The organism is Rhizobium rosettiformans W3, assembly GCF_004912135.1.
GTDB lineage: Bacteria > Pseudomonadota > Alphaproteobacteria > Rhizobiales > Rhizobiaceae > Allorhizobium > Allorhizobium rosettiformans.
The window spans coordinates 332,411-351,660 of sequence record NZ_STGU01000002.1 but is presented as its reverse complement, the minus strand read 5'-3'; the positions used below and the strand labels follow the sequence as shown (position 1 = coordinate 351,660).

20 protein-coding genes are annotated in these 19,250 nt (G+C 62.8%); 13 read left to right on the top strand and 7 right to left on the bottom strand.

What is annotated here, in order from left to right:
- The first annotated feature begins 4 nt into the window (after positions 1 to 4).
- Genes oppB through FAA86_RS05050 form a run of 3 tightly spaced genes read left to right on the top strand, consistent with a single transcriptional unit; the run spans position 5 to position 3,655 of the window.
- Positions 5 to 928 (top strand): oligopeptide ABC transporter permease OppB, encoded by a 924-nt coding sequence (oppB, locus tag FAA86_RS05060; protein ID WP_136538646.1) that lies wholly within the window; start codon positions 5 to 7, stop codon positions 926 to 928.
- Complete coding sequence (locus FAA86_RS05055) at positions 921 to 2,045, top strand: ABC transporter permease (protein ID WP_136538645.1); 1,125 nt, start codon at positions 921 to 923, stop codon at positions 2,043 to 2,045. The genes oppB and FAA86_RS05055 overlap by 8 nt, the downstream gene beginning before the upstream one ends.
- 2 nt (positions 2,046 to 2,047) lie before the next feature.
- Positions 2,048 to 3,655 (top strand): ABC transporter ATP-binding protein, encoded by a 1,608-nt coding sequence (locus tag FAA86_RS05050; protein WP_167494896.1) that lies wholly within the window; start codon positions 2,048 to 2,050, stop codon positions 3,653 to 3,655.
- Positions 3,656 to 3,693: 38 nt separating this feature from the next.
- Here FAA86_RS05050 and FAA86_RS05045 read toward each other — a convergent pair whose 3' ends face one another.
- Complete coding sequence (locus FAA86_RS05045; protein WP_136538644.1) at positions 3,694 to 4,611, bottom strand: diacylglycerol/lipid kinase family protein; 918 nt, start codon at positions 4,609 to 4,611, stop codon at positions 3,694 to 3,696.
- 254 nt (positions 4,612 to 4,865) lie between these two features.
- Between FAA86_RS05045 and FAA86_RS05040 the strand changes: the two genes are divergently transcribed.
- A complete protein-coding gene (locus FAA86_RS05040) occupies positions 4,866 to 6,092 on the top strand; it encodes an MFS transporter (RefSeq protein WP_136538643.1) in 1,227 nt (408 codons plus the stop codon).
- Here FAA86_RS05040 and FAA86_RS05035 read toward each other — a convergent pair.
- The gene (locus tag FAA86_RS05035) at positions 6,081 to 6,479 is read right to left on the bottom strand and encodes a winged helix-turn-helix transcriptional regulator (protein WP_136538642.1); all 399 of its coding nucleotides are present in this window, start codon (positions 6,477 to 6,479) and stop codon (positions 6,081 to 6,083) included. The genes FAA86_RS05040 and FAA86_RS05035 overlap by 12 nt on opposite strands.
- 124 nt (positions 6,480 to 6,603) lie before the next feature.
- Between FAA86_RS05035 and FAA86_RS05030 the strand changes: the two genes are divergently transcribed.
- The gene (locus FAA86_RS05030) at positions 6,604 to 7,626 is read left to right on the top strand and encodes a zinc-binding alcohol dehydrogenase family protein (protein ID WP_136538641.1); all 1,023 of its coding nucleotides are present in this window, start codon (positions 6,604 to 6,606) and stop codon (positions 7,624 to 7,626) included.
- Between the two features lie 62 nt (positions 7,627 to 7,688).
- Here FAA86_RS05030 and FAA86_RS05025 read toward each other — a convergent pair whose 3' ends face one another.
- Positions 7,689 to 8,162 carry an Lrp/AsnC family transcriptional regulator gene (locus FAA86_RS05025; RefSeq protein ID WP_136539021.1) on the bottom strand — a complete coding sequence of 158 codons (474 nt, stop codon included), beginning with the start codon at positions 8,160 to 8,162 and terminating at the stop codon, positions 7,689 to 7,691.
- Positions 8,163 to 8,291: 129 nt separating this feature from the next.
- Between FAA86_RS05025 and FAA86_RS05020 the strand changes: the two genes are divergently transcribed.
- Positions 8,292 to 9,206 carry a DMT family transporter gene (locus FAA86_RS05020; RefSeq protein WP_136538640.1) on the top strand — a complete coding sequence of 305 codons (915 nt, stop codon included), beginning with the start codon at positions 8,292 to 8,294 and terminating at the stop codon, positions 9,204 to 9,206.
- A gap of 10 nt (positions 9,207 to 9,216) precedes the next feature.
- Here FAA86_RS05020 and FAA86_RS05015 read toward each other — a convergent pair whose 3' ends face one another.
- Positions 9,217 to 9,624, bottom strand: a complete 408-nt coding sequence (locus FAA86_RS05015) for a winged helix-turn-helix transcriptional regulator (RefSeq protein WP_136538639.1) — start codon at positions 9,622 to 9,624, stop codon at positions 9,217 to 9,219.
- 303 nt (positions 9,625 to 9,927) lie between these two features.
- Entirely contained in the window at positions 9,928 to 10,542 is a 615-nt protein-coding gene (locus tag FAA86_RS05010) for a L,D-transpeptidase (RefSeq protein WP_136538638.1), read from the bottom strand.
- 181 nt (positions 10,543 to 10,723) lie between these two features.
- On the opposite strand from FAA86_RS05010, the gene FAA86_RS05005 reads away from it, so the two are divergent.
- Both FAA86_RS05005 and FAA86_RS25160 read left to right on the top strand, forming a co-directional pair.
- On the top strand, positions 10,724 to 10,951 hold the full coding sequence (locus FAA86_RS05005; RefSeq protein ID WP_113461571.1) for a type II toxin-antitoxin system VapB family antitoxin: 228 nt from the start codon (positions 10,724 to 10,726) through the stop codon (positions 10,949 to 10,951).
- Positions 10,935 to 11,303 carry a type II toxin-antitoxin system VapC family toxin gene (locus FAA86_RS25160; protein WP_136538637.1) on the top strand — a complete coding sequence of 123 codons (369 nt, stop codon included), beginning with the start codon at positions 10,935 to 10,937 and terminating at the stop codon, positions 11,301 to 11,303. Before FAA86_RS05005 ends, FAA86_RS25160 begins: the two co-directional genes overlap by 17 nt.
- A 42-nt stretch (positions 11,304 to 11,345) precedes the next feature.
- Here FAA86_RS25160 and FAA86_RS04995 read toward each other — a convergent pair whose 3' ends face one another.
- On the bottom strand, positions 11,346 to 13,010 hold the full coding sequence (locus FAA86_RS04995) for an electron transfer flavoprotein-ubiquinone oxidoreductase (RefSeq protein ID WP_136538636.1): 1,665 nt from the start codon (positions 13,008 to 13,010) through the stop codon (positions 11,346 to 11,348).
- Positions 13,011 to 13,333: 323 nt separating this feature from the next.
- Here FAA86_RS04995 and FAA86_RS04990 point away from each other — a divergent pair, with 323 nt between their 5' ends.
- The 5 genes from FAA86_RS04990 to FAA86_RS04970 all read left to right on the top strand — a co-directional run bounded on the left by FAA86_RS04990 (position 13,334) and on the right by FAA86_RS04970 (position 18,617).
- Positions 13,334 to 14,245 carry an NAD(P)-dependent oxidoreductase gene (locus FAA86_RS04990; protein ID WP_136538635.1) on the top strand — a complete coding sequence of 304 codons (912 nt, stop codon included), beginning with the start codon at positions 13,334 to 13,336 and terminating at the stop codon, positions 14,243 to 14,245.
- A gap of 89 nt (positions 14,246 to 14,334) precedes the next feature.
- A complete protein-coding gene (locus tag FAA86_RS04985; RefSeq protein WP_136538634.1) occupies positions 14,335 to 15,738 on the top strand; it encodes an FAD-binding oxidoreductase in 1,404 nt (467 codons plus the stop codon).
- A 235-nt stretch (positions 15,739 to 15,973) separates the two neighbouring features.
- Positions 15,974 to 17,386, top strand: a complete 1,413-nt coding sequence (locus FAA86_RS04980; RefSeq protein ID WP_167494895.1) for a putative bifunctional diguanylate cyclase/phosphodiesterase — start codon at positions 15,974 to 15,976, stop codon at positions 17,384 to 17,386.
- A gap of 95 nt (positions 17,387 to 17,481) precedes the next feature.
- On the top strand, positions 17,482 to 18,267 hold the full coding sequence (locus FAA86_RS04975) for an SDR family oxidoreductase (protein ID WP_136538632.1): 786 nt from the start codon (positions 17,482 to 17,484) through the stop codon (positions 18,265 to 18,267).
- A 119-nt stretch (positions 18,268 to 18,386) separates the two neighbouring features.
- On the top strand, positions 18,387 to 18,617 hold the full coding sequence (locus FAA86_RS04970; RefSeq protein ID WP_136538631.1) for a hypothetical protein: 231 nt from the start codon (positions 18,387 to 18,389) through the stop codon (positions 18,615 to 18,617).
- Positions 18,618 to 18,638: 21 nt separating this feature from the next.
- Here FAA86_RS04970 and FAA86_RS04965 read toward each other — a convergent pair whose 3' ends face one another.
- Positions 18,639 to 19,181 (bottom strand): DUF4269 domain-containing protein, encoded by a 543-nt coding sequence (locus FAA86_RS04965; protein WP_136538630.1) that lies wholly within the window; start codon positions 19,179 to 19,181, stop codon positions 18,639 to 18,641.
- Positions 19,182 to 19,250: the final 69 nt, after the last annotated feature.

Sequence of the window (19,250 nt, the reverse complement as noted above, 5' to 3'; positions counted from 1 at the left end):
GGACATGACATCCTTCGTGCTGCGACGGCTGATGAGCGCCGTCCCGACGATCTTCATTGTCGTCACCATCTCATTCTTTCTGATGCGGTTTGCGCCGGGCGGCCCCTTCAATCTCGAGCGCCCGCTTCCGCCTCAGACGATGGCCAACATCATGGCCACCTACAAACTCGACCAGCCGCTGATCAGCCAGTATCTGAGCTATATCGGCAATGCCGTCACCGGCGATCTCGGTCCGAGCTTCATCTACAAGGACAACACCGTCTCCGAACTGATCGGCAAGGCCCTGCCCTATTCGATCCAGCTTGGCGGGATTGCGATCCTCGTCGCGCTTGTCGGCGGCGTCCTGCTCGGCACGGTCGCAGCACTCAGGCAAAACAGCACGATCGATTTCGCCGTCATGTCCTTTGCGACAATCGGCGTGACGATCCCCAATTTCGTCGTGGGTCCGGTGCTCACGCTCCTGTTTGCCGTGATCCTCAACTGGCTGCCCGCGGGCAGCTGGGGTGATGGATCGCTGCGTTACCTGATCCTGCCGGTGACGGCACTTGCCCTGCCGCAGCTTGCCGTATTCGCCCGTCTCACCCGCGGCGCGATGATCGAGGCCCTGCATACCGACCATATTCGCACGGCACGCGCCTACGGCCTGCCATCGCGCGTGGTCGTCGTCACGCATGCGATGCGCGGCGCGATGCTGCCGATCGTCTCCTATCTCGCACCTTGCGCTGCCGCCCTGCTTACCGGCTCTGCCGTGGTGGAGACGATCTTCACCATCCCCGGTGTCGGTCGCTACTTCGTGCTCGGCGCGCTCAACCGCGACTATCCCCTCGTCATGGGCACTGTCATCCTCGTCGCCGTGTTCGTGATCGTCTTCAACCTGTTGGTCGATATCGCCTATGGCCTGCTCGATCCGAGGGTTCGCAATGACTGATACCACCCTTATCCCTCAGCCCGAGATCGCCGGACGCAGCCTGGCACAGCTCGCCATGATGCGCTTCCGGCGCAACAAGGCCGCGATTACCGGCTGCGTGCTCCTGATCTTCATCACGCTGTTTTCCTTTGCGGGTCCCTTCTTCGTGGCCCACAGCTACGACCAGGTCTTCTCCTCCTATGTCAGCGTGCCGCCGAGCCTCTCTCCACGGCCTGATCCTGAGACACTCCAGGAAGTCGCCGAAAGTGTCGCCCAGCGGGCGAGAGTGACCCTCGACAGCTTCACCGTTGAGGATGGCCGCTTCACGGCCGTGGTCAGCTCGGATGAGGAAATCGATCCCCGGACGATCCGCTATTTCGACCGCAACAACGAATTCAAGAATTCGGAAGTCGTGGAGACGGCGGCGGACGGTCGAAGCCTTACCGTGTCCGGAACCGTGGATCAGGTCACCTTCCCCTTCGGCACGGATTCGAACGGCCGCGACCTTCTGGTTCGCGTCATGCTCGGCGGGCAGATCTCACTTGCGGTCGGCCTGGCGGCCAGCCTGGTCTCGCTCGGCATCGGCGTCGTCTATGGCGCCACATCGGGCTATCTCGGTGGCCGCGTCGACAACGTCATGATGCGTCTCGTCGAGATCCTCTATTCGCTGCCCTTCGTCTTCCTCGTCGTCGTGCTCGTCGTCTTCTTCGGGCGATCAGTGGTGCTGATCTTCCTGGTCATCGGTGCGGTGGAGTGGCTGGAAATGGCCCGTATCGTGCGCGGCCAGACGCTGTCGCTCAAGCGCCGCGAATTCGTCGGAGCCGCAGAAGCGCTGGGCCTGACCGACTGGCAGATCATCCGCCGTCACATCATCCCGAACACGATCGGCCCGGTCATCGTCTTCGTCACCGTCATCGTGCCGAAGGTCATCCTGCTCGAGAGCTTCCTTTCCTTCCTCGGCCTCGGCGTCCAGGCGCCGCTTGCCAGCTGGGGAACGCTGATCTCGGAAGGTGCGGCCAGCATGCAGAATGCCCCATGGCTTCTGATCTTCCCGGCGATCTTCTTCGTGACGACCCTGTTTTCGCTGAATTTCGTGGGCGACGGCCTGCGGGATGCACTGGATCCGAAGGACCGATGAGCATGGACGACAAGACACACAACGAAACCGTGCTCGACGTTTCCAACCTGAAGGTGACGTTCGCAACACCCGACGGCCCAGTGGAAGCGGTGAAGGGCATCAGCTTCTCGGTGAAAAAGGGCGAAACGCTGGCCATCGTTGGCGAAAGCGGCTCGGGCAAGAGCCAGACCATGATGGGTATCATGGGCCTGCTGGCGAAGAACGGCGATGTCACGGGCGAGGCCGTCTATGGCGGACGAAACATCGTCGGCCTACCGGTCGGCGAATTGAACAAGGTGCGCGGCGCAAAGATCACCATGATCTTCCAGGAGCCGATGACCTCGCTCGATCCGCTCTACCGGATCGGCAAGCAGATATCGGAACCGCTGATCCACCATCGCGGCATGAACAAGGCTCAGGCCCGCGCCCGCGTGCTGGAACTCTTGAAGCTGGTCGGCATTCCCGACCCGGAGCGGCGTATCGACAGCTATCCGCACGAAATGTCCGGTGGCCAGCGCCAGCGCGTGATGATCGCGATGGCCTTGGCCAACGAGCCAGACGTGCTGATTGCCGACGAACCGACGACCGCGCTCGACGTCACCATCCAGGCACAGATCCTCGATCTGCTGGCCGATCTGCAGAAGCGCTTCGGCATGGCGATCGTGCTGATCACCCACGATCTCGGCGTGGTCAAACACGTGGCCGATCGCGTTGCTGTCATGCGCAAGGGCGAGATTGTTGAGACGGGCAGCCGCGACGCGATCTTCGGCAATGCCCAGCACGACTACACGAAGATGCTGCTGGCCGCCGAACCGACGGGCACCAAGCCGCCACCGGCGGATGATGCCCCGGTCGTCCTGGAAGGCCGCAATGTCACCGTCGATTTCGACATCGGCAGCGGTGGTTTCCTGCGTCCGAACCGTACCTTCCGGGCCGTTGATCAGGTCAGCGTCCGGCTCCGCCAGGGCCAGACCATCGGCATCGTCGGCGAATCCGGCTCGGGCAAGTCAACGCTCGGTCGCGCTCTGTTGAAGCTGCTCGCAGCCGATGGCGCGTTCCGCTTCGAGACGGCGGACATCTCGAACCTCGACCGGGCCGGTATGCGCCCCTTCCGCAAGCAGCTGCAGCTGGTATTTCAGGACCCCTATGGATCGCTCTCGCCGCGCCAGACGGTCGGCGAGATCATCACGGAAGGCCTCTACGTGCACGAGCCGCAGCTCAGCCGGGCCGAGCGGGACGCCCGGGCGATTGCGGCGTTGAAGGAAGTGGGCCTCGACCCGGCAGCGCGCAACCGTTATCCGCACGAGTTTTCGGGCGGCCAGCGCCAGCGTATCGCGATTGCCCGTTCGATGATCCTGAAGCCGAAGGTGGTCATCCTCGACGAGCCGACGTCTGCGCTCGACCGTTCCGTCCAGCGTCAGGTGATCGAGCTTTTGAGAGATCTGCAGGACAAACACGGCCTGTCTTATGTCTTCATCAGCCATGACCTCTCGGTCATCCGCGCCATGTCAGACCATGTGGTGGTGATGAAGAACGGCAAGATCGTCGAGCAGGGCGAGACGGAGGCGATCTTCGACCATCCGCAGGAGGCCTATACCCGCGACCTGATCGCGGCGGCCTTCAGCCACTAGAATCTAAAACGCCCGGTCTTCTGCCGGGCGTTTTCTTGTCAGGCTGTCGGCTGTTCGGGCGCCACGAGCACCTTGAGCTCGCCGGCATGGATTTTGATCTCGACATCGGGCGGCATGCGCAAGAGCTCGCCGTCGAGCACACAGGCCGCCCCCTTGCGGTATTTCGGGAAATGCAGGTGCACCCGCTCGGCGGTGGAGGCCGTGACCGCCTCGTTTTCCTTGAACTTGCCGCGCAGGATATCAAAGGCGAGCTTGCCGACGCCCGTCGGCTCGAGGGGTTCGGCGAGATAGACGCCGAGCTTGCCGGTGTCGACCCGGTCGGCGAAGAACAGCGAATTATTGCCCAGCGGATTGTTCGACACTGATATCGCCGAGATCGGTCGCTCGTCGCTGCGGCCATCGCCATCGATGTCGAAGACGACCTCGAAGCGCGGCGGATCGAGCATCACGCCGAAGGCGGCGCTGGTGCTCGCCCGGATTTTTCCGATGCGCGAGGCGAAGTCCATCTGGTTGCGCATGCGCACCATGCGCGCATGGAGGCCTGCGGAAAACTGGTGGACGAAGGGGCGTCCGTTGGCCGTCGCGATGTCCACGTTCGCCACCTTGGCGCCTGCGAGCAGATCAAGCACCTTCCAGATGTCGAGCGGCAGCTTCAGCGAACGGGCAAAGAGGTTCATCGTACCGGCGGGGATGACGCCGAGGGGCAGGCCTGCCTTCCAGGCGATGCCTGCGGCCGTGGAGATCGTGCCGTCACCGCCACCCGCCAGAAGCGCGCCGAGACCGGCCTCACCGCTTGCGGATTCCAGCGCCTCGACAATCTCTGCGCCGGGCACCACATCGCAGACAAGTTCGTGTCCCTTTGCGGCAAAAGCACGGGTCGCGCTTTCGCAATAGGTCTGCATGTCGGTGGTCTTGAAGGTGCCACCGTCACGATTGAGTACTGCCTTGATTTTCATTTCGCCCTCTCGCGGCCTTGGGAAGGCCAAACCGCACAACGTGCTGATACTTCAAAAGTTTCGACACGCGCCTGCAGATCGAGAGTGCGCGGGCAAATTTCAAGATGGCGAGCAAAAGCCTTTGCCGCAGTGCACACGGATATGATAAACAACAATTCTCCTTTCCAAGCGGCCTAAGGGCTTTTCTTCTTCATCCCGGCTTCCCCGGAAGCGTATTTGCGCCCCACAGCCTCGTGCGGGCCCATGGTGATTTCATGACCGATTGCCCGAGCCTCACGCCCTCGCTTGATGCCGACGTCCGTGACGTGCCGCCCCTCACGCCCAGCACCATCCGTCTCATCGAAGTGGCACTCGCGGCCGGCGGCTTTGGCATCGGCACCGGCGAATTCGTGATCATGGGCCTCCTGCCGGAAGTCGCGCAGACCTATGGCGTGACCGTGCCCCAGGCGGGCCATGTGATCAGCGCCTATGCACTTGGCGTCGTCATCGGCGCACCGATCATTGCGGCGCTTGCCGCAAAACTTCCGCGCAAGACGCTGCTTCTGCTGCTCATGGGCCTGTTTGCGCTTGGCAATTTCGCCAGCGCCCTTGCCACCCAGTTTTCCGCATTCACGGCCCTTCGCTTCGTCACCGGTCTGCCGCATGGCGCCTATTTCGGCGTTGCTGCCCTCGTCGCCGCCTCCATGGCGCCGCCGAACCGGCGCGTGCGCGCCGTCGGCCGCGTGATGCTGGGTCTCACCATCGCCACCCTGATCGGCACACCGATCGCGACCTTTCTCGGCCAGCTGATGAGCTGGCGCGCCGCCTTCCTGATGGTGGCCGCGATCGGGGCGATCACGGTTGCGCTCATCGCACTCTACTTGCCGAAAGATGAAGTGGCGGAAGGAGCAAGCATCCGCCGGGAGCTGTCGGCCTTCACACGGCTGCAGGTCTGGCTTTCCTTCGGCGTCGCCGCCGTCGGCTTCGGCGGCATGTTCGCCATCTTCAGCTATATTGCCAAGACGGTCACGGACACAGCAGGCCTGCCGGCCAGCATGGTCGCGGTCGTGCTGGCGCTTTTCGGCATTGGCATGAATGTCGGCAATATCGTCGGCAGCCGCATGGCCGATTATTCGCTGAAGGGCACGATCGGCGGCATGCTCGCTTTCAACATCGCGCTGATGGCCGTGTTCTCGCTGACCGCGCATAACCCGGTCATGCTCTGCATCTGCGTCTTCCTCACCGGCTGTGGCTTTGCCGCCTGCCCGGCCGTGCAGACCCGGCTCATGGATGTCGCCGCCGATGCCCAGACGCTTGCGGCTGCGACCAACCACTCCGCCTTCAACATTGCCAATGCCATCGGCGCCTGGCTTGGCGGCCTCGTGATCGCGGCCGGCTATGGCTACGGCGCCACCGGCTATGTCGGCTCCGTCCTCTCGGCGCTCGGCCTCGTGATCTTCCTCATCTCCATCGCGCTCGAAAAGAAGCCGTCACGCGGCTGAGGCCTCGTTTTCGATCGCGTCCGGCGTGACGAGGAGCCGCTGGCCATCCTCACAGCGGACGTGACGGCTGCCCCATTGCTCGAGGACCATGATGACCGGCCGCAGGCTCTGGCCAAGCGGGGTCAGCGCGTAATCGACGCGCGGCGGTACAACCGGATAAACGGTTCGCACGACCAGCCCCTGCTCTTCCAGTTCGCGCAGCTGTTTCGTCAGCATGCGTTGCGTCACCGCCTGCAGGCGTCTGCGCAGTTCGCTGAAGCGCAGTGTGCCGTCGACGAGCAGGTGATAGAGGATGACCCCTTTCCACTTGCCGTCGAGAAAGCTCAAGGTGGTCTCCACCGGGCAGCCGGGGAAGTTGTTGGTCATCTTGGCGCGGGGTCGCGACATCGACAGTATCCTTTTGTGTACCGAGGTCTGATTTTGTGCCTACAAACACAAAATGTGCATTCTTGCGCCCGGGCAATCTATGTTCTTAATGGGCGGCGTGCAAACGCAAGACAGGAGTTTTTCCATGCGAGCCATCGGTTTCCATCACCCCCAGCCCATTACCTCAGAGACGGCGCTGGTCGATCTCGATCTGCCCATGCCGACGGCGGAAGGCCACGACCTGCTGGTCGAGATCAAGGCGATCTCGGTCAATCCGGTCGACACCAAGGTCCGCCGCAGCTTTACGCCGGCCGCCGGCGAGGCGCGCATCCTCGGCTACGACGCGGCCGGCGTGGTCAAGGCCGTCGGCCGTGACGTGACGCTCTTCCAGCCGGGAGACGGGGTCTATTATGCCGGCGCCATCAACCGGCCGGGTACCAACGCCGAATACCATCTCGTCGACGAGCGCATCGTCGGCCGCAAGCCGGCCACCCTCTCGTTCGCAGAGGCCGCCGCCCTGCCGCTGACGGCGATCACCGCGTACGAAGCGCTCTTCGACCGGCTGAAGGTGAAGGACGCCGTGCTCGGCGCGGAGAATGCGATCCTGATTACTGGCGGTGCCGGCGGCGTGGGCTCCATTGCCATCCAGCTCGCCAAGAAGCTGACCGATCTGACCGTCATCGCGACCGCCTCCCGCCCGGAGACGGCCGAGTGGGCAAAATCGCTTGGCGCCGATTACGTGATCGACCACAGCAAGCCGCTCGCCGAAGAGTATGCGGCGCTCGGCATCGGCGCTCCCGGCTTCATCTTCTCGGTGACGCATAGCAGCCAGCATCGCCTCTCCATGGCCGAGATCATCGCGCCGATGGGCCGGATCTGCCTGATCGACGACTTTCCGGAAGGCTTCGACATCCTCGCCTTCAAGCAGAAGGTCGTGTCTTTGCACTGGGAGTTCATGTTCTCGCGACCCCTCTTCCAGACACCCGACCTGATCGAGCAGCACAAGCTCTTGACGCATGTCGCCGAACTCATCGACGCCGGCAAGATCCGCACGACGCTCGACACCGTGCTCGGTCCGATCACGGCGACGAACCTGCGCGAAGCTCATCGGATCATCGAGAGCAACCGGGCGCGTGGCAAGATCGTGCTGGAAGGCTTCCCGGGCTGAGCCGGTGTGCACTGGCCGTTGACTGGCGGCCGCTGCCTCGGCAGCGGCCGAAACGTCATCCGTCAGGTTTGGACCGGAAGCTTCAACGGCGCGCCGGTCTTGACGCTCCTGATCGCGAAGTTCGAGCGGATGTCGGTGACGTTCGGCAGGACCAGCAGCTTTTCCGTCAGCAGCGTCTCATAGGCCGAGAGGTTTTCGACCACGACCTCGGCGAGGAAATCGGACTCACCCGAAATCATGTAGCAGGCGACCACCTCGGGAATATCGAGAAGGGCTTCGTGCAGCGCATCGGCATTCTCACGCGTGTGGCGCGCCACCTTGAAAGCAACGAAGACGGTGAGCTCCAGCCCCAGCATGCGTCGATCGAGATCGGCACGATAGCCGCGGATGACGCCACTCTCCTCCATCAGGCGAATGCGCCTGAGGCAGGGCGATTGCGACAGGCCGACCCTGTCGGCGATCTCGACATTGGTGGTGCGAGCATCATCCTGGAGGATCTTCAGGATCGCATGATCGAACTTGTCGAGTTTTGGCAGCATGCCTCACCTTGGTGGCTCTATTTGACAGATTCTGCCAAATTCGTAGTCCTGAGACGCAAACTGCGCAAGGACACATCGGAGCAGTGGACTTAAGATAGCGCCCGAACAGGTTCTCCCGGAGCTCCCATGTCCGCCATCGGCACCACTCCCCTTCCCGGCTCCGGCCGATCGGCACTCGGCGCCTTGTCGGCCCTGTCGGTCGTGCTGATCTGGGCCTCGTGGCTGGTCTCCACCCGCCACAGCGTCGGCGCCGGGCTCGGGCCGCTCGATCTGAGCCTTCTGCGCTACGGGATCCCCGCGCTCGTGCTCGCACCCGTCTGGTGGCGGACCGGGCTTTTTCCCAAAGGTGCCATGGGCCCGCTCGCGCTGATGGTTCTCGGCTCCGGCGCGCCTTTCTTCCAGATCGTGGCCTTCGGCATGCGCCACACGCCGGCCTCGGCAGCCGGTGTCCTGCTTCCGGGGCTGATGCCGCTCGCGGTCGCGCTGATCGGCATGGTTTTTCTCGGGGAGCGGCCCGACAGGTGGCGCAAGCTCGGGATGCTGGCAATCCTGGCAGGTGGCGCGGTGCTGCTGTTCGGCAATCTGGGAGATCAGGGCTTGAGCTGGATCAGCTTCACCATCCTGCCGATCGGCGCCACGCTCTGGGCGGTCTACACCCATGCCTTCCGCCGCAGCGGCCTCGATGCCTTCGAAGGTGCCGCTCTGATCTGCGTCTGGTCGACGATCCTCAATCTCGCCGCCCTGCCGTTCGTCGGCACACAGTTTCCGACGGCACCATGGCGAGAGATCGCGTTGCAATCCGTCACGCAGGGGCTTCTTTCCGGCCTCGTTGCCACATTGCTCTACGGAACGGCGGTTCGGGCTCTCGGCGGAACCCAGGCTGCCGCCTATACGGCGATCACGCCTGTGGCCGCGGCCATCGGTGGCGCGGTCTTGCTTGCCGAGCCGCTGGGTGTCTCGACGCTTGCTGCAGCTCTCGTCACGGGGCTCGGCGTGCTTTTGTCGACGGGACTTCTTTCCCGCCGACAGGTCGTTTCCTGAAATACTCCGATTACGCCGCAGAGCGCATGATGGCGGCGCTGCCGGTCGGGCTCTCGCTCGGCTTCAGGGCAGCACCTTCCACGGTCACGAGGTTTTCCTGCCCCCAGCGGCCCAGGGCCTGGATCACCGGCTCAAGGCTGCGTCCGAGTGGCGTCAGCGAATAGTCGACCCGCGGCGGGACGACGGGATAGACGGTGCGCGCGACAAGGCCGGCCACTTCCATCTCCCTCAATTGCTTCGACAACATGCGGTGCGTGATCGATGGCAGCCGCTTGACGATCTCGTTGAAGCGGAGAACCTCGTCTTTCAGAAGATGATGGAGGATGACGCCCTTCCATTTGCCGTCGAGAAGCTGAAGGGTCGCCTCGATCTGGCAACCGCCGAGATCCGACATTGCCGCCTTGGTGTCCTGTGTCATTCAATCTCCCTTCTCGAATCATCGATGCGGCCCGAAAGCCGGAAAATCCGTTCCCACTTAGTCCTGACCGGCTTGAGCGGAAAGGCTCAAAGCGGTCGGCATTGGTCGACACAGCGTCAACAGCTCATAGGACGCCGAAGCACGGCGTAAAGTTTCACTGATTGAAGATTGGGGCGAAGTCGCGAGGCGGAAAGATCGATTTCGCAGTCGTGACCGCGCGTGACCGTCTGCCCACAGGCAGGACCAAACGCAAAAGCGCCGGTCGACAGACCAGCGCCCTTGATTTGCAGGAGAAGGAGACCTCTAGGCCTGGATGACCACGACCTTGCTGCCGACATCAACGCGGGCATAGAGATCGATCACGTCATGGTTCATCATGCGCACGCAGCCGGACGACATGGCCTGACCGATCGACCAGGGCTGGTTGGTGCCGTGGATGCGGAACATGGTGTCATTGCCGCCACGGTAGAGATACATGGCGCGGGCGCCGAGCGGGTTGTTCGGGCCGCCCGGGAGACCGCCAGCATATTTCAGGTTCTTTTCCGGATCACGGCGGATCATGTTCGGTGTCGGCGTCCAGGTCGGCCATTCCGCCTTGCGGCCGACATAGGCATTACCGGAAAGCGCAAGACCAGCGCGACCGACGCCAATGCCGTAGCGCATGGCGCGTCCGCCGCCCATGACGTAATAGAGCCGGCGCTCGGGCGTATCGACCACGATTGTGCCGGCCGGATGCTTCGTCTCATAGGCCACTTCCTGCCGGCGCAGCTCCGGCTTGATCTTTTCCAGCGGCACCTTCTTCAGCGGATGCGGCTCGTCCGGCATGTCGCCATACATGGCCTGCTGATTGGGAACGGACTGGCAGCCGGCCAGGAAAAGCGGCAGACCGAACAGGAGACCGCGGCGGGAAATGGTCATGATTCAGAGGTCCTTGGGATACGATTCGTTGCCCAGGAGCCTAGGAATTTATGGTTAATGGCGGGTTAAATCTGAGGGTGCGCGTTAAGAGAGATGGCGAAGATGGGGCGGAGCCAGACGTCTGGCATCGGATTGAAGCACGGCGACAGGGATGGTAGTTTTGCACCACAGGAGGCAGATCATGCGCACAACGATCAGGGTCGATGATGAACTGCTTGCGGATGCCAAGGAGTTCACCGGCATCGCGAGTACCTCGGAGGTCATGAAAGAGGCACTGACTGCGCTGGTGCAACGCGAGGCCGCGCGCAGACTAATTGCACTGGGTGGTAGCCAGCCGGATCTGAAGGCGCCGCCTCGCAGACGCTGGAACTCAGACGGCACGTTCGGTCAAGATGAGGGTACTGGTTGACACATCGATATGGATCGACCACCTGCGCCGCAGCGACAATAGGCTTGAGGCCTTGCTCCGGCGGAAGCAAGCCTTTGCTCATCCTTTCGTCATCGGAGAAATTGCGCTCGGTCCGATGAGAGACTACGATTTCGTGATCCAATCCTTCTTGAAACTACCGCAAGCTGCTGTTGCCCGTGAGCGAGAGGTGCTGTCGATCATCCGACAGCATAGCCTGATGGGCAGTGGAATAGGATATGTTGATGCGCATCTCCTGACATCGGCGGTGCTCGCACCTGAAATGTCCCTGTGGACGAGAGACAGACGCCTACGCGCAGCAGCAGACCGCCTTTCGCGCGCCTACTCCCCCTGAGATGCCAAAAGGGCGGCCTCTCGACCGCCCTTCGAACTGACATCACATGTTCGGATAGACCGGACCTTCGCCGCCCTGCGGCGGCACCCAGGTGATGTTCTGGTTCGGGTCCTTGATGTCGCAGGTCTTGCAGTGCACGCAGTTCTGGGCGTTGATGACGAAGGTTTCTTCGCCGTCCTTCTCCACCCATTCATAGACGCCTGCCGGACAGTAGCGGGTCGAAGGACCGGCATAGACACCGAGTTCGGAGCGCTTCTGCAGCTCCATGTCCTTGACCTTGAGATGGACCGGCTGGTCTTCCTCGTGGTTGGTGTTCGAGAGAAACACCGAGGAGAGACGGTCGAAGGTCAGGACGCCATCGGGCTTCGGATAGGCGATCGGCTTGTGCTGTGCCGCCGGCTCCAGGGATTCTGCATCCGTCTTGCCGTGCTTCAGCGTGCCGAAGAAGGAGAAGCCGAGCAGCTGGTTCATCCACATGTCGATGCCGCCGAGGCCAACACCGAGCGCCGTGCCGAGCTTGGACCAGAGCGGCTTGACGTTGCGCACGCGCTTCAGATCCTTGCCGATATCGGTCTTGCGCCATTCGTTCTCGATCTCGATCGGCTCGTCATTGGCGCGGCCGGCCGCGATCGCGTCGGCAATCTTCTCGGCCGCCAGCATGCCGGAGAGCACGGCGTTGTGAGAGCCCTTGATACGGGGAACGTTGACGAGACCGGCGGAACAGCCGATCAGCGCGCCGCCGGGGAAGGAGAGCTTCGGTACCGACTGGTAGCCACCTTCGGTGATGGCGCGGGCACCGTAGGACAAACGCTTGCCGCCTTCGAAGGTCTGGGCGATCGCCGGATGGGTCTTGAAGCGCTGGAACTCCTCGAAGGGATAGAGATAGGGGTTCTTGTAGTTCAGGTGCACGACGAAGCCGACGGCGACCATGTTGTCTTCGAGATGGTAGAGGAAGGAGCCGCCACCGGTCTTCATGCCGAGCGGCCAGCCGAAGGAGTGCTGGACCAGGCCCGGCTTGTGATGCTCGGGCTTGACCTGCCAGAGTTCCTTGAGGCCGATGCCGTATTTCTGCACATCGCTTTCGCGGGAGAGATCGAACTTGGCGATCAGCTGCTTGGCGAGCGAGCCACGAACACCTTCCGAGATCAGCACATATTTGCCGAGCAGCGCCATGCCGCGGGTGTAGTTCGGGCCGGGCTCGCCGTTCTTCTCGATGCCCATGTCGCCGGTCGCCACGCCGATGACGGCGCCGTCGTCATTGTAGAGCACTTCGGAAGCGGCAAAGCCCGGATAGATCTCGACGCCGAGCGCTTCGGCATGGGCGCCCAGCCAGCGACAGACATTGCCGAGCGAGACGATGTAGTTGCCGTGATTGTTCATCAGCGGCGGCATCAGGGCGTTCGGTAGGCGAACCGAGCCGGCAGGGCCGAGGAAGAGGAACTGGTCGTCGGTGACGGGGGTCTTGAAGGGATGATCGGCCTCTTCGCGCCAGCCCGGGATCAGCCGGTCGATGCCGATCGGATCGACCACGGCACCGGACAGAATATGCGCGCCGACTTCCGCACCCTTTTCGAGCACGACGACGGTGAGATCCGGATTGACCTGTTTCAGCCGGATCGCCGCCGAGAGACCTGCGGGACCAGCGCCCACGATCACGACGTCGAATTCCATGCTTTCGCGTTCAGGCAGTTCCATCTCGGTGCTCATCAATCATTCCTCGCCAGGCGGTGCTTTCCGCCATCCTCCTTGACAAAACCCAACCGGATTGTCGAGCCGAAGCGCGACGCGCAGAGGCGCAAATTCCGGCAGGGCGGTGTGAAGCGCGAGAATATCTTACGTGAACGTAAGGGTCAATGCGACGATTTCGCTGCCGGCACGGCTGCTCTCGGCGGCCGCGCATCCTCACCCGCAACGAAAATCGCTGGGCTCTGTTCCGCCTGCGCCAAAACCCGTCGCAGGCCAAAATCTGTCTTTGAACCCTTTCCCGCTTTGTCGCAGTCTCTGCCAAAACGCCAGCAGGGGAACGCGACATGGCACTCACATATGGTTTCATCGGGCTTGGTCATCTTGGCCGCCACCTCGCCGGCAGTCTGGTCAGGGCAGGCTTTACCGTCGTCGTCAACGACCTCGATCCGAAGAATGCCGACGAACTGGTCGCCGCCGGCGCCACATTCGCCGCCGATCCGCAGGCCGTGGCCGAAGCCGCCGATGCCGTCATCACCTGCCTGCCCTCGCCCAAGGTCAGTGAACGGGTTCTGACCGGCGAACGCGGCATCCTCAAGGGGCTGAAACCGGGGAGCACCTGGATCGAGATGAGCACGCTCGACGAGCAGGAAGTCCTGCGGCTCGGCAAGATCGCAGCCGCTGCCGGCATCCGCATGCTGGAATCGCCTGTGACCGGCGGCGTGCATCTGGCCGCCTCCGGCGAGATCACCGTGATCATCGGCGGTGACAGCGACCTCTACGACCTGCATCTTGCGGCCTTCCAGGCCATGGGCAAGCGGATCTTCCGCGCCGGGCCGCTCGGCAAGGCAGCGGTGATCAAGGTCATTACCAACATGCTCGCCTTCATCCACCTAATCGCCACCGGCGAGGCGCTGATGCTGGCGAAGAAGGGCGGCATCGACCTCACCGATGCCTTCAACATCATCAAGGCCTCCTCGGGCAACAGTTTCGTGCACGAGACCGAGGGCCAGGTGATCCTGAACGGCAGTTACAACATCAACTTCACCATGGATCTCGCCGTGAAGGATCTCGGCTTTGCGCTCGGCTTCGGTCGCGAATTCGGCGTGCCGCTCGACTTGGCCTCCCATGCGATGCAGACCTTCATCCGCGCCCGCTCGGCCTATGGCGGCGACGCCTGGTCGTCGCAGGTGGTGAAGCTCCTCGAAGACGCTGTCGGCACGGATCTCAGAGCGCCCGGCTTCCCCGCCGAGCTTTGAGGCGAGCGGACAGGGCGGGAAAGGCTGCCGGGCGGCTTGCAGCGACCGGCGTTTCCGGCGAAGAAGCGGCAAACAGATCAGGCGCCCCCATGTCTTCGCATCCGACCTTTTCGCCCCATGACCTTGCCCCTGCGCTCGAAGGGCTGCATCCGGAGCTCCGCATCCTCGGCCCGGAGGCCCTTGCCGGCCGGCATCCCGGCGAAGACCCTGGCAATCTGAAGGCCGGTGTCATGGCGCAACCCGCTTCGACGGAGGCGGCCGCGGCGCTGATCTCCTGGTGCCGCGCAAACCATGTCGCCGTCGTGCCACAGGGTGGCCTGAGCGGTCTTGTCGGCGGCGGCACGAGCCTTGCCGGCCAGGTCCTGTTGTCCAGCAACCGGCTCAACCGTATCCTCGCCATCCATGTCGACGAAGAAACCGTCGAGGTCGAAGCGGGCGTCACGCTCGAGGCACTGCAGGCGGCACTTGCACCGCATGGTCTCACCACCGGCATCGATCTCGGCTCGCGTGGCTCGGCGACCATTGGCGGCATGGTCTCGACCAATGCCGGCGGCATCCTCGCCTTCCGCAATGGTGTGATGCGCCACCAGATCCTCGGCCTCGAAGCCGTCTTGCCCTCTGGCGAAATCTTCTCCGACATGACGCGGGTGGTGAAGGTCTCCGCCGGGCCGGACCTGAAGCAGCTTCTGATCGGCGGTGAAGGCGCCTTCGGCTTCGTCACGCGTGTGGTGATGAAACTCGAGTCGATCCGGCAGCACCGCGCCGTTGCCCTCCTCGGCGTCGCGGATGCCGCCCGGGCGCTTCTTGTTGCCGCCCGGCTGCGCCGCCATCCTGCCCTCATGCTCGAAGCCGCCGAAATGATGTGGCCGCGTTACGTGAGAGATCATGCCGCGCTCAAGGGCTTCGACCTCTCCTGGCTCGAAGGCGGGAGCGCGCTGTTGCTGGTCGAGGTCTCCGGTGAGAGCGCCGAAGCGGCCGTCACGCACCTCGAGGAAGCGCTCGCCGACGTCTGGGAGGAGGCCGATCTGAAGGGCGGGCTCGTTGCGCAGTCGTCGGACCAGGCGCGCCGCTTCTGGGATCTGCGCGAGGATTCCGGCTTCTATTTCGCAGCCTTTCCCGACGCGCCCTCCTTCGATGTCTCCATGCCGCCCTCCCTGCTCGATCGCTATGTCGCCGATCTGACCGAGCGCCTATCGGCCATCGGCGACGGCTACGAGGCCTATGTCTACGGCCATATCGCCGACGGAAACCTGCATATCGCGCTTGCCGCCCCCGGCCCTCTGCTCGCGGATCTGAAGGCAAAGGTCGAAGACGGCGTCTATGCCGGCATCCTGGCATCCGGTGGAAGCTTCTCCGCCGAACATGGCGTCGGCCTCGACAAGCGCTCGGCCTATCTCTCCCATGTCGACCCGGTGAAGCAGGTACTCGCCCGAGAGATCAAGAACCTGCTCGACCCAGAGAGGATCTTCAATCCCGGCAAGGTGCCGTTCTGATCGGAATTAACCGACCTTCAATCGCTATGTGCCAAAACTGGGTGCAATCTTGATCGAGCGGGAAACCTGTCGTCATGCGGCGCATCATCTCTCCTAGAGCGACGAATTTGTGATGAAGGTCGGCCCCTTGAAGAGATTGAGAGATCTCGCTCAATCGGAGGCGATGTGCCTTGCGGTCAGTTGTGTCGCGTCCGGGAGCGCCTTCGCGGCAACCACATTCCCCGGCACCGGCCCGTTGCCCTCTCTTTTCTCCACGGTCGCAGTCGGCTGCAGCCTTATCGCCTTCACCCTTATGGCAAGCCGTCCGCGGATGCGCACGGCTGTCGAAGCCGGTGCACTTACAACAGAACGGGTCAGCGAGGACTACTCCCGCGACGACCTGACCGGCTGCCTGACGCGGCGCCGATTTCTGGAGGTGCTCAACGGCAGGCTGGCGGAAATACGCCGTCGGCAGATTAACGGCCTGCCCTATGACGACTTCACCCTGATGCTGCTGGATGTCGACCATTTCAAGCTGTTGAACGACGGCTTTGGTCATCACGCCGGCGACGCCGTACTGGAAACGCTCGGTCGACGCGCCCAACAGGAAGCCGACTGGGTCGTCGGGCGACTCGGAGGCGATGAATTCGCAGTCATTGTCCCCGGAAACGACCACCGGGCGATCGCCCATGACGCGCGGCGTTTCCTCGAGCGCCTCGGGGAGGAGTTGCACGCCAACAGCGAGACGCGCGCTTTTCACGGCATCTCGATCGGGGTCGCCTCGGCACCCGCCGACGCGGATCAAGGGTCAGACCTGCTGAAGAAGGCCGACATGGCACTTTATGTCGGCAAGCGCTCCGGGCGCGGACAAGTCACATTTTATCATGGCGACATGCAGCGGAAGCAAGCGGCGGATCGCCAGATCTCCCGCGACCTGCATGCAGCGATCATCCTCAACCAACTCGACCTTCACTATCAGCCGATCGTCGACGTCGACAGACGTGGAGTGGCAGTGGAGGCACTGTTGCGGTGGACCGACCAGACAGGCCGTTCGATACCGCCTGATACCTTCATCCAGGTTGCAGAGAGATCGGAGCTCATCGACCGCCTCGGCGAATGGGTCTTCCGCAAGGCCTGCGAGGATCTCGACCTCCTCGACGTTGATCTGATCTCGGTGAACATCTCAGGCGCTCAGCTCCGTCACGACGGTCTGCTTCCCATGCTTGTTCGGGTACTGCGGGAAACCAACCGCAGCGCCTCCAGCTTCATTCTTGAATTGACCGAAACGGTTCTGATCAACGCCGACCAGAAGGTCTTCCGCCTGTTGGGCGATCTGCGGGCACTCGGCTTTAGGATCGCACTCGATGATTTCGGCACCGGCAACAGCTCCTTCACCCTCCTGCGCGATTTGCCGATCGACATCGTCAAGATCGACAAGAGCTTCATCCAGCGTTTGGAGAACGACAGGATTGCTCAGGTCTTCGTCTCCGCTGTGGGTGAGATTGCGAAATCGCTCGATATCGTGATGGTCGCGGAAGGCGTTGAAACGCAGACGCAGCAGGAATGCGCCAGGATTGCCGGCGCGCAGCGTTTCCAAGGCTGGCTGCATGGAAAGGCCGCGCCTCTGAAAAGTGGCCGCCTGCCCGAGCGCAGCTTGCGCTCTCGCTGAACTCCACACCGACGACCTTCGATCTTCCAAGCTTCCCCTTGCCGGGATGCATTGATAGGTTGACGCGATCATATCGCATCACGAAAGGATACCCCATGGATCTCGGCATTTCCGGCAAACGCGCGCTCGTGCTCGCCGCCTCTCGCGGCCTCGGCCTCGGCATCGCCAAGGCGCTTGCCGCAGAAGGTGTTCACGTACTGATCTGCGGCCGCACCGAGGAAAAGCTTAAGGCCAATGTCGAGGCGATCAAGGCGTCCGGCGGCAAGGCGGATTATGTAGTGGCCGACCTCGCGGATGCGCATTTCGTCGACCAGATGCTGCATGCCGTGCACGACAAGCTCGGTGGCATCGACATTCTCGTCAACAACACCGGCGGCCCGACGCCGGGGACGGCCGAGGAGATGGATGCGGAGAAGCTCTACACCTTCTTCCAGTCGATGGTCGTGCGCGTCATCACGCTCACCAATGCGCTCGCGCCGCTGATGAAGACCCAAGGTTTTGGCCGTATCCTCACGGTCGCCTCGTCCGGCGTCTTCGAGCCGATCCCCAATCTCGCGCTCTCGAACACCCTGCGCGGCGCGCTGGTCGGCTGGAACAAGACGCTGTCGGCCGAGCTTGCCTCTTACGGCGTCACGGCCAACATGATCCTGCCGGGCCGCATCCATACCGACCGCATCGACGAGCTCGACGGCGCCAATGCCAAGAAGCAGGGCAAGTCGCTCGACGACGTACGCGCGGCCTCCGTCAAGTCGATCCCCGCGCAGCGGCTCGGACGCGTCGAGGAATTCGCAGCCTCCGCGGCCTTTCTCTGCTCGGAGCCGGCGAGCTACATCACCGGCACGATGCTGAGGGTCGATGGCGGGGCGGCAAAATCGATCTGAGGGGGCTGAGACCAGCCCTCAAATTCGCATTGCCTAAAATGCGACTGATCGGCTGAACGGCTTGGAAATCTCTTGCGTTTACTCCAAAGCGAGAAACCTGGGAGATGAGAGTTCCCGTGATGACCGATGCCGGACATGAAGACCGGATGCTGCAGGCGCTCGACCCTGCCGCTTTCGCGACCGAAACCGAACAGACCATCGTCGAAGAGCGGGTGCGTGTTCCGCGCTCTCGCCATGCAAGCTATGGCCGGATCATCGATCACTTCCTGACCAAGCTCGAATCCTATGACGACGAGTTCGACACGCTCGACACGCCGATCCTCGCGGCTCGGCCCTATCTCGACGTCTGATGCTCGCCTACACGCAGCAGCTCACCCGGACCGGCTTTGGCCGAACCCCGCAGCGCCCAGGAGAACGCAGAGTTCCGCGTCCGTCGCTTGCTCCAGCGACAGCAGTCCGAGATAGCCATCGCCTTCTTGCTTCAGCGCCGACCAGAATGCCGGCTCGGTCTTGAGGCCTTGCTGCCGCAAAAGCTGGATGGCGCGCTTGAAGCCATCGCCGCCAAGAGACAGCAGCCGTCTTTCCACCGTGAAGTGGCGCCATCCGGATTGCTGGGCTACCGGCATGGGGCTCGCGAAGAGCTCGAAGTCCCAATCGAAGGCGTGAAATGTCGCGATGACCGGCCGGTCTTTTGCCCTCCACTGCCAGAGGCGGAAGCCTGGCATCTGTGCATAGGCGCGCCAGATGTCTGCTACGAACGTCGCCTGGTCCGGCGCATGGCAGAGAATATCGATGTCGCTCGTTTCGGTGTGGATGCCGAGCGGCGGGGTACCGGCAATGTGCGGATCATAGGCCGCAAGGGTTTCAATGATGCCGAGCTGGCCTACTGCCGTCTGATAGTCGGTGCGTGACATCTTTCCGGCTCCGGTGATCGCTTTGCGCCCTTCCCCTACCGCCTGATGGTGCCCGCATCAAGCCAGGCA